Origin of the sequence: Kitasatospora sp. NPDC096128 (assembly GCF_040303105.1) — a bacterium.
Classification (GTDB): domain Bacteria; phylum Actinomycetota; class Actinomycetes; order Streptomycetales; family Streptomycetaceae; genus Kitasatospora.
This window is the reverse complement of record NZ_JBEOSP010000003.1, coordinates 143,896-159,602: the sequence shown is the minus strand read 5'-3', so window position 1 is coordinate 159,602 and position 15,707 is coordinate 143,896. Positions and strand designations below refer to the sequence as shown.

Here is a 15,707-nt window from a genome sequence, read left to right as displayed (position 1 = left end):
GTGCTAACGGCGGCCTATGGTCGTCCTTGGCACTCCCCACTGGGGGAGTGCTAATGCGAAAACGTGTGCCTGACCCCCGCGACGGCAGGCTCGCAGCTTCGCCCTACCCGTTAGAAAACCCCGTAATCTCCGAAGGGGAGCTCGGACGTGACCACCAGCAGCAAGGTTGCCATCAAGCCGCTCGAGGACCGCATTGTGGTCCAGCCGCTCGACGCCGAGACCACCACGGCCTCCGGCCTGGTTATCCCGGACACCGCCAAGGAGAAGCCCCAGGAGGGCGTCGTCCTGGCCGTCGGCCCGGGCCGCTTCGAGGACGGTCAGCGTCTGCCGCTCGACCTCGCCGTCGGCGACATCGTCCTGTACTCGAAGTACGGCGGCACCGAGGTGAAGTACAAGGGCGAGGAGTACCTCGTCCTCTCGGCCCGCGACGTTCTCGCGGTCATCGAGAAGTAAGACGTTCCGCCCCGCCCCGGATCCGTGTCCCTAGTGACAGGGGCCCGGGGCGTGGTCGTTGGTTCACGTAGTTCGGCGGCCGGTCGGCCGGCCGTAGCCCCGAGGGAATAGGGAACATGGCGAAGATCCTGCAGTTCGACGAGGACGCCCGCCGCTCGCTGGAGCGCGGTGTCAACAAGCTGGCCGACACCGTCAAGGTGACCATCGGCCCCAAGGGCCGCAACGTCGTCATCGACAAGAAGTTCGGCGCCCCGACCATCACCAACGACGGTGTCACCATCGCCCGTGAGGTCGAGCTGGACGACCCGTACGAGAACCTTGGCGCGCAGCTCGTCAAGGAGGTCGCCACCAAGACCAACGACGTCGCGGGCGACGGCACCACCACCGCCACCGTGCTGGCCCAGGCCCTGGTCAACGAGGGTCTGCGCAACGTCGCCGCCGGCGCCGGCCCGGCCGCCCTGAAGAAGGGCATCGACAAGGCCGTCGCCGCCGTCTCCGAGCACCTGCTGTCCATCGCCCGCGAGATCGAGGGCAAGGACGACGTCGCCGCCGTCGCGTCCCTCTCCGCGCAGGACACCCAGGTCGGCGAGCTGATCGCCGAGGCGATCGACAAGGTCGGCAAGGACGGTGTCATCACCGTCGAGGAGTCGAACACCTTCGGCGTGGAGCTGGACTTCACCGAGGGCATGCAGTTCGACAAGGGCTACCTGTCGCCGTACTTCGTCACCGACGCCGAGCGCCAGGAAGCGGTCCTCGAGGACCCGTACATCCTGATCAACCAGGGCAAGATCTCCTCCATCCAGGAGCTGCTGCCGCTGCTGGAGAAGATCCTGCAGAGCGGTGCCTCGAAGCCGCTGCTGATCATCGCCGAGGACGTCGACGGCGAGGCGCTGTCGACCCTGGTCGTGAACAAGATCCGCGGCACCTTCAACGCCGTCGCCGTCAAGGCCCCGGGCTTCGGCGACCGCCGCAAGGCGATCCTCGGCGACCTGGCCGTCCTGACCGGCGGCACGGTCATCTCCGAGGAGGTCGGCCTCAAGCTCGACCAGGCCGGTCTGGACGTGCTGGGCACCGCCCGCCGCGTGACCATCACCAAGGACGACACCACGGTCGTCGACGGTGCCGGTGACTCCGAGGCCGTGGCCGGCCGCGTCGCCCAGATCAAGGGCGAGATCGCCGCGACCGACTCCGACTGGGACCGCGAGAAGCTGCAGGAGCGCCTGGCCAAGCTGGCCGGCGGCGTCTGCGTCATCAAGGTCGGCGCCGCCACCGAGGTGGAGCTCAAGGAGCGCAAGCACCGTCTGGAGGACGCCATCTCGGCGACCCGCGCCGCGGTCGAGGAGGGCATCGTCGCCGGCGGTGGCGCCTCGCTGGTGCACGCCGCCAAGGTGCTGGACGGCGGCCTGGGCCTGTCGGGTGACGAGGCCACCGGTGTCGCCGTGGTCCGCAAGGCGCTGCACGAGCCGCTGCGCTGGATCGCCCAGAACGCCGGCCTGGAGGGCTACGTCATCACCTCCAAGGTCTCCGAGCTGGAGGCCGGCCAGGGCTACAACGCCGCCACCGGCGAGTACGGCGACCTGGTGAAGGCCGGCGTCATCGACCCGGTCAAGGTCACCCGCTCCGCGCTGGAGAACGCCGCCTCGATCGCCTCCCTGCTCCTCACCACCGAGACCCTCGTGGTGGAGAAGAAGGAGGAGGAGGCCGACGCCGGTCACTCGCACGGCGGCCACGGCCACTCGCACTGAGGCACCGACGCCTGACCGGAGGCCCGGCCGGCTCCCCCTGGGAGCCGGCCGGGCCTCCGGCTGTTGCGCGGCGAAGGCTCGCGGCGGGGGTCCGTTTGAGGCTTCAACTATCAGTAGAATTTTGCAGAATGCAAAGATTGCCTTATAACTGAGGCATGATCGAGGCCCGCCACCTGCGCGTCCTGCGTGCCGTCGCCCGCACCGGCTCCTTCTCCGCCGCCGCGCGCGAGCTGGGGTGTACCCAGCCTGCCATCAGCCAGCAGATGAAGGCCCTGGAGAAGTCGGTGGACACCCCGCTGGTGGTCCGCTCGGGCCGTGGGATGCAGCTCAGCGAGGCCGGGCGGGTCCTGCTCAAGCACGCCACCGGGATCCTGGCCGGGCTCTCCGCCGCCGAGGAGGAGGTGGCCGCGATCGCCGGGCTCCGGGCCGGGCGGGTGCGGCTGGTCTCCTTCCCGACCGCGAGTTCCACCCTGGTGCCGCCCGCGGTCGCCCGCCTGCGGGACAGCCATCCGGGGGTGCGCGTGTCGCTGGTCGAGGCCGAGCCGCCGGAGTCGCTGGCGATGCTGCGCGGCGGCGAGTGCGAGATCGCGCTGGCCTTCCGCTACCCGCAGTCCGACGGCGCGCCCGTGGCGCCGGTGCTCGGGCACGGCTCGCCGCGCGAGGCGCGGGCCGAGGCGAACCTGGAGGCCCAGCAGCTGTCGGCCGGCACCGACTGGTCCGACCTGGTGGTCACCCCGCTGCTGGACGACCCGTTGGTGGGCCTGCTGCCGGCCGCCCACCGGCTGGCGGGGCGGGGCGGTCCGGTGGAACTGGCGGAACTGGCCGGGGAGCAGTGGATCGCCGGCTGCCCGCAGTGCCGGGGGCACCTGGTGGAGCTGTGCGCGGGGGCGGGCTTCGAGCCCCGGATCGACTTCGCGACCGACGACTACCCGGCGGTGGTCGGCCTGGTGGCGGCCGGGCTCGGGGTGGCGGTGTTGCCCCGGCTGGCCCTGCAGTCGGTGCGTCCTGACGGCGTGTCGACGGTGCCGGTGCGGACGGCCTCCGGTGCGCCGGCGGTGCGCCAGGTGGTGGCGCTGACCCTGCCGGACCTGGCCGAGGTGCCGGCGGTCGCGCTGATGCAGGAGCGGCTGGCGGGTGCGGCCGCCGACCGCTGACGGTCGGTGACCGGCGTCCCGGTCGCCCCCGGGCCCGCCGTCGAAGCCCCGGAGGGGGTGGTAGCGGCCTGAGGCGCCGCGAAGAAACGTTTCTTCACGGCGCGCCGCGGAGGCGGGTCTAACGCTGGGCGACCGCAGGCGGGGTCAGTGGGACCTCCACCAGGCGGTGCCGCGAGCGGCCCAGCATCTCCTCGCGCTCGTCCTCGGTCATCCCACCCCAGACGCCGTACGGCTCGCGGACCGCCAGGGCGTGCGCGGCGCACTCGGCGATCACCGGGCAGCGCATGCAGACCTCCTTGGCGCTGGTCTCGCGTGAACTGCGGGCGGCTCCGCGCTCACCCTCCGGGTGGAAGAAGAGCGAGCTGTCCACGCCGCGGCAGGCCGCCGAGAGCTGCCAGTCCCAGAGGTCTGCGTTGGGACCGGGGAGGCGGGAGAAATCTGCCATGGCTCATTCCCTTCAGAGGCGGTCGGCGGCGGCCGGGCGTTTCGGCGGGCTGCTGCCGAACGGTGCCCGGCGGGGCGTCCCGCGCTGGTGTGGACACCTGGAAATATGACTTAAGGCAACTCCATGGACAAGTCACCCACACACTGGCACAACAGTCAATGACCATACGAAAGCTATAAAAACGGGCAAAGCGGGCAAGAGGTTCGGCGGGCGCGGGCGTGGCAATCGGGTGGCCGACGGGCGCACGGCACGCCGCACCGGCGTGCGGGTCGTGCGCCCACCGCGCGCGAGCTGCGCAAAACTGCGGCGTGTGCACCGCGATGCGGCTGATCGGTAATGGGTTGGCCACGTACAGTGGTGGAGATGGCCCGAAGGCCGTAACTCATTCGAGTGACGGTCGTTGGTAGTGCGGAGGCGGTTAGCGGGCGCCGGACGTCGGGAACGATCGCGGGCAAGTCGGGGCGATCAGGACGAAGTCCGTCGCCGATCGGCCGTGTCGGAGAGGTTCGTACCAGCCAGGAGGCTCAACGTGACGCGGATCAGCTGCGGAGGACGACGGTCATGACTTCCGTTCTCGTTTGCGACGATTCCCCGCTCGCCCGCGAGGCGCTTCGCCGCGCCGTCGCGACCGTACCCGGTGTGGACCGGGTCACCACCGCGACGAACGGGGAGGAGGTCCTCCGCCGCTGGGTGGCCGACCGCTCCGATCTCGTCCTGATGGACGTCCGGATGCCCGGCCTCGGCGGGGTCGAGACCGTCCGGCGGCTGCTGTCCGCCGATCCGGGCGCGCGGATCATCATGCTCACCGTCGCCGAGGACCTCGACGGTGTCGCGCTCGCGGTGGCCGCGGGTGCCCGCGGGTACCTGCACAAGGACGCCTCGCGCGCCGAACTGCGGGCCACCGTCACCCAGGCCCTCGCCGACCCGACCTGGCGGCTCGCCCCGCGCCGGCTGCGCAGCCCTGACATGGGCGCGGCACCGACCTTGACGGCGCGTGAGATCCAGGTGCTGGAGGGCATGAGCCACGGGCGCAGCAACGCCGAGATCGGGCGCGAGCTGTTCCTCTCCGAGGACACCGTCAAGACCCACGCCCGACGGCTGTTCAAGAAGCTCGGGGCCTCCGACCGCGCGCACGCGGTGGCGCTGGGTTTCCGCTGGGGCCTGGTCCGCTGACCGTCGGCGGCGCCGCCGGTTGCGGCGCGCCGCCCTCGAATTCCGGAGCGGGCACCGCACGGGCGTGTGACGTTACGGTCCCGAGGTTGCACCATGGAGGAGTGGAGCACCTCGGGGACCAGCGGACAGGCACTGCGGCGAACCACGCAGCCGCAGGACACTCGGCGAACGGCGCGACGGACAGGACCGCCCACATCGGCGGGGCGGGAGGCGGCACGGTGCAGGAGGGGCCGGTGGTGCGCGGCACGCCGCACGGTGGCGCAGCGCATAACGTTCCGGTGCACAACTCCGGACGCGGTGCCGCGTTTTCCCGATCGACCAGGCACCATGGACCGATGCGCGACGATGTCGCCGGTGCGGCCGGCCAGGCGGACCCGGGTGAGGCCGAGCCCTCCGACCCGGGCCATGACGCGCCGTACGCGGACTCCGTCGGGGCCGGTCCGGGCCGTCCGCCGGTGCTCGGCACGGGCGGCTCGCCCTTGGTGGGCGAACTGGTCGCGGCCGCCGTGCGCGGCGAGGGCCCGGCGATCGACGCGCTGCTCGCCTACGTGCACCCGCTGGCGCTGCGGTACTGCCGCGCCAAGCTGGTCCGGCTGCCCGGCGGGGCCCGGCACCACGTGGACGACGTGGCCCAGGAGGTATGCGTCGCTGTGCTGTGCGCGCTGCCCCGGTACAAGGACCAGGGGCGGCCGTTCGAGGCCTTCGTCTACGGCATCGCCGCGCACAAGATCGCCGATCTTCAGCGGGCCGCGATGCGCGGGCCCGGCTCGACCGTCGTGCCGCAGGACGACCTGCCGGAGGTGCCGGACGAGGCGCTCGGCCCGGAGGAGCAGGCGCTGCTGAGCAGTGACGCGGCCTGGGCCAAGGAGCTGCTCTCCAACCTGCCGGCCCGTCAGCGCGAACTGGTGCTGCTGCGGGTGGCCGCCGGGCTGTCGGCGGAGGAGACCGGCGAGGTGCTCGGGATGTCGCCGGGGGCCGTCCGGGTGGCGCAGCACCGGGCGCTCAGTCGGCTGCGGGCGCTCGCGGAGGAGTCCTCCTGAGGCACGGGCTCCGCTACGGCTGGAGCTCGGGTTCCCGCTCGGTGGAGGCGCAGGTCAGGGCGGAATGAGCGGGCGGGGGTGGCTGTTGTCAAGGGCACACGAGGGCACATTCGCGGTGCCAGTACCATGGGGTATCGGCGCCTGGGCAGGTTGCCAAAGTTTCGCGGGTGCGCACGGGGTTCCTTCGTAGGTTCCTCCAAAGCCACCCGGCTTTCGGCGGTCTGCGCGAGTGAGCGATCAACGCGCCCCTTCCCTCTGGGCGCGAGCGGATAAGGCCGGCCACGGAAGGTACCCCCAAATGTCTTACAACGCCGCAGGCGTACCCGAGAAGTTCGCCATGCTCGGGCTCACGTTCGATGACGTCCTGCTGCTGCCCGGGGCCTCCGCGGTGCTGCCGAACCAGGTCGACACCTCCTCGCGGGTCTCCCGGAACGTCCGCGTCAACATCCCGCTGCTGTCCGCGGCGATGGACAAGGTCACCGAGGCGCGGATGGCCATCGCGATGGCCCGCCAGGGCGGCGTCGGCGTGCTGCACCGCAACCTGTCGGTCGAGGACCAGGCCAACCAGGTCGACCTGGTGAAGCGCTCCGAGTCCGGCATGGTCACCGACCCGATCACGGTCGGCCCGGACACCACGCTGGCCGAGGCCGACGCGCTGTGCGCCAAGTTCCGCATCTCCGGCGTCCCGATCGCCGACGAGTCCGGCAAGCTGCTCGGCATCGTCACCAACCGCGACATGGCGTTCGAGGCGGACCGCAGCCGCCAGGTCCGCGAGATCATGACCCCGATGCCGCTGATCACCGGCAAGGTCGGCATCTCCGGCGAGGACGCGATGGCGCTGCTGCGCCGTCACAAGATCGAGAAGCTCCCGCTGGTCGACGACGAGGGCCGGATCAAGGGCCTCATCACGGTCAAGGACTTCGTCAAGGCCGAGAAGTACCCGAACGCCGCCAAGGACGCCGAGGGCCGTCTGCTGGTCGGTGCCGCCGTCGGCGCCAGCGCCGAGGCCTTCGACCGGGCCCAGGCCCTGGTCGAGGCGGGCGTGGACTTCCTGGTCGTCGACACCTCGCACGGCCACAGCCACAACGCGCTGGCCTGGATCGAGAAGATCAAGTCGGCCGTCAAGGTCGACGTGGTCGGCGGCAACGTCGCCACCCGCGACGGCGCCCAGGCGCTGATCGACGCCGGCGTGGACGGCGTCAAGGTCGGCGTCGGCCCCGGCTCCATCTGCACCACCCGCGTCGTCGCCGGCATCGGCGTCCCGCAGATCACCGCCATCTACGAGGCCGCGCTGGCCTGTCAGGCGGCCGGCGTGCCGGTCATCGGCGACGGCGGCCTGCAGTACTCGGGTGACATCGGCAAGGCGCTGGCCGCCGGTGCCGACACCGTGATGCTGGGCTCGCTGCTGGCCGGCTGCGAGGAGTCCCCGGGCGAGCTGCTGTTCATCAACGGCAAGCAGTTCAAGTCCTACCGCGGCATGGGCTCGCTGGGCGCCATGCAGACCCGCGGCCAGGCGAAGTCCTTCTCGAAGGACCGCTACTTCCAGGCCGAGGTCGCCTCGGACGAGAAGCTGATCGCCGAGGGCATCGAGGGCCAGGTGCCGTACCGGGGCCCGCTCGCGACCGTGCTCTACCAGCTGGTCGGCGGCCTGCGCCAGACCATGGGCTACGTCGGTGCCGCCACCATCGCCGAGATGGAGAGCAAGGGCCGCTTCGTCCGGATCACCTCGGCGGGCCTCAAGGAGAGCCACCCGCACGACATCCAGATGACGGTCGAGGCGCCGAACTACTCGTCGCGGTGACGCGCTGACCCGGTGACGCGTCGAACCTCGGAGGGGCCCGCCACGGCGGGCCCCTCCGCACGTCCGGGGAGCGGGCCGTCGGGGCGGCACCAGCGGTAGTACGGGATACTGGGGGCGGCCGGGGTGACCCGGTGGGCATGAGCAACAAACCAGAAGGGCTCGAAGTGACTGAGATCGAGATCGGGCGAGGCAAGCGCGGCCGCCGGGCGTACGCCTTCGACGACATCGCCGTCGTCCCCAGCCGGCGTACGCGTGACCCGAAGGAGGTCTCGATCGCCTGGCAGATCGACGCCTACCGCTTCGAGCTGCCGTTCCTGGCCGCCCCCATGGACAGCGTGGTCTCGCCGCAGCAGGCCATCGCCATCGGTCGCCTCGGCGGCCTGGGCGTGCTGAACCTCGAAGGCCTCTGGACCCGCTACGAGGACCCGCAGCCGCTGCTGGACGAGATCGCCGCGATCACCGACGAGGCCACCGCGACCCGGCGCCTGCAGGAGATCTACTCCGCGCCGATCCGTGCCGAGCTGATCAAGCAGCGGATCCAGGAGGTCCGCGACTCCGGCGTCGTCACCGCCGCCGCGCTGTCGCCGCAGCGCACCGCCGAGTTCTCCAAGGCGGTCGTGGACGCCGGGGTCGACGTCTTCGTCATCCGCGGCACCACCGTCTCGGCCGAGCACGTCTCCAGTGCCGCCGAGCCGCTGAACCTCAAGCAGTTCATCTACGAGCTGGACGTTCCGGTGATCGTCGGCGGCTGCGCCACGTACACCGCCGCGCTGCACCTGATGCGGACCGGCGCGGCCGGCGTGCTGGTCGGCTTCGGCGGCGGCGCCGCGCACACCACCCGGGGGGTGCTGGGCATCCAGGTGCCGATGGCGACCGCGGTGGCGGACGTGGCCGCTGCTCGCCGTGACTACATGGACGAGTCCGGCGGGCGCTACGTGCACGTGATCGCGGACGGTGGGGTCGGGTACAGCGGGGACATCCCGAAGGCCGTTGCCTGCGGTGCGGACGCCGTGATGATCGGGGCGGCGCTGGCCCGTGCCACGGATGCCCCGGGCAAGGGGTTCCACTGGGGCATGGAGGCCGTCCACGAGGAGCTGCCGCGGGGCAAGCGGGTGAACCTCGGGACGGTCGGCACCACCGAGGAGATCCTGACCGGTCCGTCGCACACGCCTGACGGCACCATGAACCTGTTCGGGGCGCTGCGGCGGGCGATGGCGACGACGGGGTACACGGAGCTGAAGGAGTTCCAGCGGGTCGAGGTGACGGTCAACCCGGCGCTGGACCACCGCTGACGGTCGGTTCGGTCGGCTGACGGCCCGTTCTCCCTTCGGGGGGAGCGGGCCGTTGGTCTTTTGTGGGTTCCGCTGCGCGGGGCTGGGGCGTTGCCCGCGCGCCCATGAGGGGGGTGGGGCGCGGGGTGCCGGGGTCAGGTGTGGTTGGCGGAGCGGCGGGTGAGGAGGAAGCCGCCGATCAGGGCGATGGTGTAGAAGGCCAGGTCGAGGGGGCGCAGGTCGGCGCGCCAGGTGGTGAGGGTTTCGGGGAGGAGGTGGTGGGGGCCGGGGGTGGCTCGTACCAGGCGGAGGTGCTGGGTGAGCTGGCCGAGGAGGAGGGCGGCGGCTGCGAGGAGGGCGCCGAGGGGTGGGAGTGAGCGGGTGCGGCCGCCGAGGCGGCCGAGGGGGAGGGCGACCAGGCCGGCCTGGGCGATGGTGAGCCAGCCGAGGCTGTCGGCGGCGCGCAGGGGGGCGAAGCCGTAGGCGAGGCCGCCGAGGGCGGTGGCGAGGGTGGCGAGGGTGAGGGCCGGCGCGGTGCGGCGGCGTCGGGGGGCCGTGGGGGCGGCGGGCGTGTAGCCGGTGACGGGGACGCCGGGCATGCCGGGGGCGACGTAGCCTTCGGGGGTGTCCAGGACCGGGGCGACCGAGTAGTGCTGGGCGGTGGGCGGCCGGAGCGATGGGCCGTCAGCGCCCGGTGCGGGTGCGGTCATGGGCGTCGAGTCCCCCCGGAAAAGACGATGAGCTGCCGTACGGTAGCAGCGCTTCGGGCAGATCTTGGCGAGTTTTCGATCACAGGTCGGGCACAGAGCGTCGCACCCGTTCCGGTTCGTCCCGGCTTGGGACGGGGGGTGGGTGGTCGGCGCCCCTCCGGACAGGGGATGATGGAGGCTTGGGCGTTCGGGCCCGGGCCGGGCCGACGCGCCGTCACCACGACCGCCAGCAGCACATGGGGGAACGTTCCGAATGACCCAGGCGCAGGGTTCCACCGGCCGCCTCCTGGCCGGCCGCTACCGGCTGAACGGCGTGCTCGGACGCGGCGGCATGGGCACCGTCTGGCGCGCCGAGGACGAGATGCTGGGCCGGACCGTCGCGGTCAAGGAACTGCGGATGAACGCCAGCGTCGACGAGGAGGAGAAGCACCGGCTGATCGTCCGGACGCTGCGCGAGGCGAAGGCGACCGCGCGGATCCGGCACAACTCGGCGGTGACCGTCTTCGACGTGGTCGACGAGGACGACCGGCCGTGGATCGTCATGGAACTGGTCGAGTCCCGCTCGCTGGCCGACGTCGTCCGCGAGGACGGGCCGCTGGCCCCCGCCCGGGCGGCCGAGATCGCGCTGGACGTGCTGGGCGTGCTGATCGCCGCGCACGCGCTCGGCATCCTGCACCGGGACGTCAAGCCGTCCAACGTGCTGATCGGCGAGGACGGCCGGGTCGTGCTCACCGACTTCGGCATCGCCAGCGTGGAGGGCGACGCCTCGATCACCTCCACCGGGATGCTGGTCGGCGCGCCCTCGTACATATCCCCGGAGCGGGCGCGCGGGCAGAAGCCCGGTCCGCCGGCCGACCTGTGGTCGCTGGGCGGCACGCTGTACGCGATGGTCGAGGGGCGGCCGCCGTACGACCGGGGCTCGGCGCTGGCCACCCTGACCGCGGTGATGACCGAGGACCTGACCGCGCCGGCGAACGCCGGGCCGCTGCTGCCGGTGATCGAGGGGCTGCTGGAGAAGGACCCGGCGAAGCGGCTCGATGCGACGCAGACCCGGTCGATGCTCAAGCGGGTGGTCGCGGAGGCGACCGTGAAGGCCGAGTCGACCACTGAGCACGCGATGCCGGTGGAGTCGGTGAAGTCGGCAGAGCCGGTCAAGTCGGCAGAGCCGGTGAAGTCGGTGGAGCCGGTGGCGGCCGGGGGGGATGTCAAGGACGAGGGCGTCGAGCCGAAGGAAGCGCCGAAGCGGACCGTGGGTGGGCTGCTCGGGACGGTTCGGGTGGGGAGCCGGGCCAAGGTCGTGGAGCCGGCGGCGGAGGCCGCGGTCGAGGCCGGGGGCGGGGAGTCCGCCGATCCGGCGCCGGGGGCCGAGCCGATCCGGCCGGTGACCAGTGAGTGGACGATGGGGGCGACCCAGGCGGCCGGGGCCGACCCGCGCAAGGGGCGGCGCCGGCTCGCGGTGGTCACCGTGGTGCTGGTGCTGCTGCTGATCGCCGGGATCGTCGCGGTGGTCCAGGCGGTGGGCAGCGGGGACACCGGGGCGAAGGGGGCGGGCACGCACAGTGCGGGGGCCACCTCGCCGGTCGCGTCGGCCGGGGAGGTGACGCCGGGGCCGAGCCCGAGTCCGGTGGCGACGGCCGGTGAGTCGGCGCCGGCCGGGACGCCGACGGAGCCGGTGTCCTCGGCTGCGGTGCCGGCGCCGGCCACCGCCAGTGCGGTGCAGCCGCAGCCGCAGCCGCCCGCGGCGAGTGAGCCGGCCCCGGTGCAGACCCCGTCCGGCGGGGCGGTTCCGGCCGGGTACCACGCCTACCAGGACCCGAGCGGCTTCTCGGTCCTGCTGCCCGACTGGCTGCAGCCGTCCGACTCGAACTCCAACCGGCGGATCTTCAAGAACCCGGCCGACGGCAGCCAGCTGCGGATCGAGTGGACCACCTCCCCCGGTGCGAGTGCGCTGGCCGACTGGCAGGAGTCCGAGCCCAACATCCGCGGACAGGTGACCAACTACCAGCGGCTGAACCTGGCGGCGATCACCTATCGTCAGTGGAGCAACGCGGCGGACTGGGAGTGGACCAACGGCACGCCCAAGACCCACTCGCTCAACCGGGGCTTCGTGACGGGCAGTCCGGCCAAGTACGGTTACTCGATCTACTGGATCGTGCCGGACGCGCAGTGGGCCGCGCAGGCCCCGGTCCGGGATGTCGTCTTCAACAGTTTCCAGCCTGCACCGTAAGGTCGACCGAGGAAGGCGCTCAGCCGAGCAGGCGTCGCTTGGCGCGGGTGAACTCCTCGTCGGTGAGTGCGCCGGAGGTCCGGAGGGCGGCCAGGCGCTCCAGCCGGTCGAGGAGCTGCTCGCCGGAGGGGGCCGGTTCCGGGGCCCGCGGTGGGGCGGTGCGGGCGAGGCGGGCGGCCTCGCGGAGCCGTTCGGCGAAGACCTCGGCCTTGGCCACGTCCTCGAAGCGGTGGAAGCCGGTCAGCGCGACGACGGTCAGCACCTCGCCGTTGAGCTTGGTCCGGGTCACGGTGGCGTCGGTGACGGCGGCGAGCGGAACCGGTACCGGCGGCTTCCCGTCCTTCAGGAAGAGCAGCCGGTGGGTGGTGAGCACGAGCACCCCCTTGCGGAAGTGGTCGGGATGGCGCCCGGCCGTGGAGGCGACGGGCTCCTCGCCCCCGATGACGGACGCCTCGACCGCGCGGACGGCCTCGGCCCGGTTGGCTTGGTTGCTGTTGCCCGCCACCCTGAAGGCGGTGTCGATCAGATCGGTCCAGTCCATGGGGCCGAGCGTAAAGGAGCCGATCAGTAGGCTGCTCGGTGAGCGAGAGGAACTGGCATGCGAGGCGGCCCAGGCCAGTTGTTGGCGGGGCGGTACCGGCTGACGGACCGTCCTGAACTGCTCCGCGCCTCCGCGGTGGACGAGCGGACCGGGGAAACGGTCCTGCTGCGCGCCGTGGAGCTGCCCGCGCTGCTGACCGCGGGTCAGGATCCGGACGAGCCGAACCCCGGGCACGGGGACCGGCTGGTGCGGCGGGTGGCGACGGTCGGCGCGGCCGCGCCGACCTGGCACCCGCGGCTGCTGCGCGGGGTCGGCGCCTTCGTCGAGGGCGAGCTGCTGTGGACGGTCGAGGAGCGGCCGGCCGGCCGGACGCTGGCCGAACTGCTCACCGCCGGGCCGCTCCCGCCGTACCGGGCGGCCGAGTTGGCGGCCGACCTGGCCGGCGCGCTGCGGGCGCTGCACGAGGCCGGGCTCGCCCACGGCAATGTGACCGCCGAGTCGGTGCTGGTCTGCGAGGACGGTGCCGCGCTGCTCGGCGGGCTGCTCGGCGGGGTGGCGCAGGAGGCGCTGGCCGAGGACCTCGGCGGGCCGGGCGGGCGCCGCCGCTACGAGGTCCGGGCCACCCTGGTCGGCCCGGTGGCCGAGCGCTGGCCGCTGGACGGCGGCCCGGCGGGGGACTGCTGGGCGCTCGGGGTGCTGCTGCAGCGGATGGTCACCGGACGTTCGCCGTTCCCGGAGCCGGGGGTGCCGGAGCTGGTGACGGCCGTCCGGGACGGGCGGCGCGAACCCGCGGTGGTCTGCGGGCCGGCCGCGCCGCTGGTCGAGCGGCTGCTGCAGCCCGACCCGACGCTGCGGCCCACCGCCCGGGAGGTGCGGGAGGAGCTGGCGGCGCTGCTGGCGGGCGCGCCGGAGCCGGCCGACGGGGAACGGGCCGCGCGGGAGGTCGAACTGAAGCCGGAGGCGCCGCTGGTGCCGCTGCGGCCGCGTCGGCGTGGTCGGGGCGGGCGGGCGGAGACGGTGTCGCCGGAAGCGGGCGCGGAGGGTCGGAGGAGTTCGCGGATACCTCCGGCGCTGCTGGGGCCGCTGCTGGTCGGAGGCGTGTTCGCGCTGCTGGTGCTGGGAATGGTCGCCGTGGTCCTGTTCGCAGGCTGACGGCCTCGGTTCGCGCCGGTCCGCCGGTCCGGCGGGTGGGCGAGATTACCGGGCTTGGCACGGTGCGCCTAATGTGTCCGTGGGATTTGTTCGAACAGCGGTCCGCAGCGGCCTTTCGGCCGCGGTGACGGCGCGTGGAATCGAGAGGGGGAGCGGTCGCCGATGGGCGTGCAGGACCGGCCGGAGGCGGCCGAAGCAGAGCGGTTGCTGGCCGGGCGGTACGAGCTCGGCGAGCGGCTCGGCCGGGGCGGGATGGGCACGGTCTGGCGGGCCTGGGACCGGATGCTGGACCGCGAGGTCGCGGTCAAGGAGCTGACCGTCAACCACCTGCCGGAGGAGGACCTGCAGATCCTCCACACCCGGATGAAGCGCGAGGCCAGCGCCGCCGCCCGGATCAAGCACCCCGGCGTGATCACCGTGCACGACGTGCTGGAGCAGGACGGCCGGCCGTGGATCGTCATGGAGCTGGTCGACGGCCGCTCGCTGGCCGACGTGATCAGCCAGGACGGCACCCTGCCGCCGCGCGCCGCCGCCGAGGTCGGCAGTCAGGTGCTCGCCGCGCTGCACCGCGGCCACCAGCTCGGCGTGCTGCACCGGGACGTCAAGCCGGCCAACGTGCTGCTGGAGCGCGGCACCGGGCGGGTGGTGCTGCTGGACTTCGGCATCGCCAAGTACGAGGGCTCGACCGAGCTGACCCGGCCCGGCGACCTGGTCGGCTCGCCGGACTACCTGGCGCCCGAGCGCGCCCAGGGCGAGCGGCCCGGGCCGGCCTCCGACCTGTGGGGCCTCGGGGCGACGCTGTACGCGGCGGTCGAGGGCCAGTCGCCGTTCCGCCGCGACTCGCCGATCACCACGCTGGCCGCGGTGGTCGACGAGCCGCTGCCGGAGTCGCGCCGGGCCGGGCCGCTGGGCCCGGTGCTGGCCGCGCTGATGGCCAAGGACCCGGCCGACCGGCCGAGCGCGGACGAGGCGGCCCGGATGCTGGCCGAGGTCCAGGCCGGGCACACCATGGGGCTCAAGACGGTCGGGCCGACGGTCGGCCCGGTGCGGACGCCCACCCAGGCGGTGCCGGTGGTGGACCGCAGCGAGGGGCCGGACGGGACCGTGGCCTCCTCGCCGGAGGGTTCGGCCGGCTCGGAGGCGCCGACCGATCCGCGTCCGGCCGGGACCGCGGCGACCGCGGTGTCGGCCCCCGTACCGTTCGCCCCGGAGGTCCGGGCCCACGGGCCCGGTGCCCCCGGGGGAGCGCACACCACTCCCGGCACGCCGGTCGCGCACCCCGGTGCGCCCGCGCGCGGGCCGGCCCGGCGCCGCAAGCGGATGAAGCTGGTCGCCGTCGCGGTGGCGGTCGGCGTGCTGGCGGCCGCGGCCACCTACTTCGCCACCCGGCACATGGTCGGCTCCCCGACCGACGACCCCACCCCGACCACCCAGCCCGACACGGCCGAGCCCACCGATCCGGAGCCGACCGGCACCCCCGCCCCGGGGGCATCCGCGCCGGCCGGCTACCGCTGGGTCGACGACTCGGCCGGCTTCCGCTTCCCGCTGCCGACCGGCGGCCCGACCTGGCAGCGCAGCCTCGGCGTGCCCGACAACAACCAGATCTTCTACAGCCCCGACAACCGGGTGCACTACCTGCAGTTCGCGGTCACCGTCGGGCAGTCGGTCAAGCCCTTGGACCACATGCGGCAGATGGAGGGCAACGTCTCCAAGTCGCTCAAGGACTACAAGCAGCACCGGATGGCCGGCTCCGTGGTGAACGGCCACGAGGCCGCCACCTGGGAGTTCAGCTACGCGGCCAAGGAGGGCGGCCGCCGGCGGGCGATCGAGACCGAGTTCATCGACGAGGACGGCACCGCCTACGCGATCTACGCGTCCAGCCCGGACAAGGACGGTGAGTGGCAGCAGGCCGAGCAGCGCTTCACCACGGTGCTCAACCACTTCACGCCGACCCGCTGAGCCCGGGCCGTACGGGCGGAGCGCCCCGCTTTCGCC

At 72.9% G+C, this 15,707-nt stretch carries 13 protein-coding genes; 10 read left to right on the top strand and 3 right to left on the bottom strand.

Annotation, left to right across the window (positions count from 1 at the left end; all coding sequences use genetic code 11):
* Positions 1 to 147 precede the first annotated feature (147 nt).
* From groES to ABTY61_RS05085, 3 genes are all read left to right on the top strand, one after another.
* Positions 148 to 453 (top strand): co-chaperone GroES, encoded by a 306-nt coding sequence (groES, locus tag ABTY61_RS05095; protein WP_049654366.1) that lies wholly within the window; start codon positions 148 to 150, stop codon positions 451 to 453.
* Positions 454 to 569: 116 nt separating this feature from the next.
* Positions 570 to 2,198: a chaperonin GroEL gene (groL, locus tag ABTY61_RS05090; RefSeq protein ID WP_350503540.1), complete on the top strand. Its 1,629-nt coding sequence runs from the start codon at positions 570 to 572 to the stop codon at positions 2,196 to 2,198.
* 155 nt (positions 2,199 to 2,353) lie between these two features.
* The gene (locus ABTY61_RS05085) at positions 2,354 to 3,352 is read left to right on the top strand and encodes a LysR family transcriptional regulator (RefSeq protein WP_350503539.1); all 999 of its coding nucleotides are present in this window, start codon (positions 2,354 to 2,356) and stop codon (positions 3,350 to 3,352) included.
* 118 nt (positions 3,353 to 3,470) lie between these two features.
* Here ABTY61_RS05085 and ABTY61_RS05080 read toward each other — a convergent pair whose 3' ends face one another.
* Positions 3,471 to 3,797, bottom strand: a complete 327-nt coding sequence (locus ABTY61_RS05080) for a WhiB family transcriptional regulator (RefSeq protein ID WP_350503538.1) — start codon at positions 3,795 to 3,797, stop codon at positions 3,471 to 3,473.
* Between the two features lie 561 nt (positions 3,798 to 4,358).
* Between ABTY61_RS05080 and ABTY61_RS05075 the strand changes: the two genes are divergently transcribed.
* From ABTY61_RS05075 to ABTY61_RS05060, 4 genes are all read left to right on the top strand, one after another.
* Positions 4,359 to 4,970 (top strand): response regulator transcription factor, encoded by a 612-nt coding sequence (locus ABTY61_RS05075; RefSeq protein WP_014136228.1) that lies wholly within the window; start codon positions 4,359 to 4,361, stop codon positions 4,968 to 4,970.
* Between the two features lie 335 nt (positions 4,971 to 5,305).
* Positions 5,306 to 6,010 (top strand): RNA polymerase sigma factor ShbA, encoded by a 705-nt coding sequence (gene shbA, locus ABTY61_RS05070; protein ID WP_350503537.1) that lies wholly within the window; start codon positions 5,306 to 5,308, stop codon positions 6,008 to 6,010.
* 298 nt (positions 6,011 to 6,308) lie between these two features.
* Positions 6,309 to 7,811: an IMP dehydrogenase gene (guaB, locus tag ABTY61_RS05065; protein WP_350503536.1), complete on the top strand. Its 1,503-nt coding sequence runs from the start codon at positions 6,309 to 6,311 to the stop codon at positions 7,809 to 7,811.
* Positions 7,812 to 7,975: 164 nt separating this feature from the next.
* Positions 7,976 to 9,103, top strand: a complete 1,128-nt coding sequence (locus ABTY61_RS05060) for a GuaB3 family IMP dehydrogenase-related protein (protein WP_350503535.1) — start codon at positions 7,976 to 7,978, stop codon at positions 9,101 to 9,103.
* A 134-nt stretch (positions 9,104 to 9,237) separates the two neighbouring features.
* On the opposite strand, the gene ABTY61_RS05055 is transcribed toward ABTY61_RS05060, so the two are convergent.
* On the bottom strand, positions 9,238 to 9,792 hold the full coding sequence (locus tag ABTY61_RS05055) for a hypothetical protein (protein WP_350503534.1): 555 nt from the start codon (positions 9,790 to 9,792) through the stop codon (positions 9,238 to 9,240).
* A 253-nt stretch (positions 9,793 to 10,045) separates the two neighbouring features.
* Between ABTY61_RS05055 and ABTY61_RS05050 the strand changes: the two genes are divergently transcribed.
* A complete protein-coding gene (locus ABTY61_RS05050; protein WP_350503533.1) occupies positions 10,046 to 12,019 on the top strand; it encodes a serine/threonine-protein kinase in 1,974 nt (657 codons plus the stop codon).
* A gap of 19 nt (positions 12,020 to 12,038) precedes the next feature.
* On the opposite strand, the gene ABTY61_RS05045 is transcribed toward ABTY61_RS05050, so the two are convergent.
* Positions 12,039 to 12,560, bottom strand: a complete 522-nt coding sequence (locus ABTY61_RS05045) for an SHOCT domain-containing protein (RefSeq protein WP_350503532.1) — start codon at positions 12,558 to 12,560, stop codon at positions 12,039 to 12,041.
* 57 nt (positions 12,561 to 12,617) lie between these two features.
* On the opposite strand from ABTY61_RS05045, the gene ABTY61_RS05040 reads away from it, so the two are divergent.
* Positions 12,618 to 13,712 carry a protein kinase domain-containing protein gene (locus ABTY61_RS05040; protein WP_350503531.1) on the top strand — a complete coding sequence of 365 codons (1,095 nt, stop codon included), beginning with the start codon at positions 12,618 to 12,620 and terminating at the stop codon, positions 13,710 to 13,712.
* Between the two features lie 162 nt (positions 13,713 to 13,874).
* Positions 13,875 to 15,671, top strand: a complete 1,797-nt coding sequence (locus tag ABTY61_RS05035) for a serine/threonine-protein kinase (protein WP_350503530.1) — start codon at positions 13,875 to 13,877, stop codon at positions 15,669 to 15,671.
* Positions 15,672 to 15,707: the final 36 nt, after the last annotated feature.

What these genes read in the sequence shown, in the direction of transcription:
- groL (WP_350503540.1), top strand. Translation starts at nt 570, where the DNA reads ATGGCGAAGATCCTGCAGTTCGACGAGGACGCCCGCCGCTCGCTGGAG.
- ABTY61_RS05085 (WP_350503539.1), top strand. Translation starts at nt 2,354, where the DNA reads ATGATCGAGGCCCGCCACCTGCGCGTCCTGCGTGCCGTCGCCCGCACC.
- ABTY61_RS05080 (WP_350503538.1), bottom strand. Translation starts at nt 3,797, where the DNA reads ATGGCAGATTTCTCCCGCCTCCCCGGTCCCAACGCAGACCTCTGGGAC.
- ABTY61_RS05075 (WP_014136228.1), top strand. Translation starts at nt 4,359, where the DNA reads ATGACTTCCGTTCTCGTTTGCGACGATTCCCCGCTCGCCCGCGAGGCG.
- shbA (WP_350503537.1), top strand. Translation starts at nt 5,306, where the DNA reads ATGCGCGACGATGTCGCCGGTGCGGCCGGCCAGGCGGACCCGGGTGAG.
- guaB (WP_350503536.1), top strand. Translation starts at nt 6,309, where the DNA reads ATGTCTTACAACGCCGCAGGCGTACCCGAGAAGTTCGCCATGCTCGGG.
- ABTY61_RS05055 (WP_350503534.1), bottom strand. Translation starts at nt 9,792, where the DNA reads ATGACCGCACCCGCACCGGGCGCTGACGGCCCATCGCTCCGGCCGCCC.
- ABTY61_RS05050 (WP_350503533.1), top strand. Translation starts at nt 10,046, where the DNA reads ATGACCCAGGCGCAGGGTTCCACCGGCCGCCTCCTGGCCGGCCGCTAC.
- ABTY61_RS05045 (WP_350503532.1), bottom strand. Translation starts at nt 12,560, where the DNA reads ATGGACTGGACCGATCTGATCGACACCGCCTTCAGGGTGGCGGGCAAC.
- ABTY61_RS05040 (WP_350503531.1), top strand. Translation starts at nt 12,618, where the DNA reads ATGCGAGGCGGCCCAGGCCAGTTGTTGGCGGGGCGGTACCGGCTGACG.
- ABTY61_RS05035 (WP_350503530.1), top strand. Translation starts at nt 13,875, where the DNA reads ATGGGCGTGCAGGACCGGCCGGAGGCGGCCGAAGCAGAGCGGTTGCTG.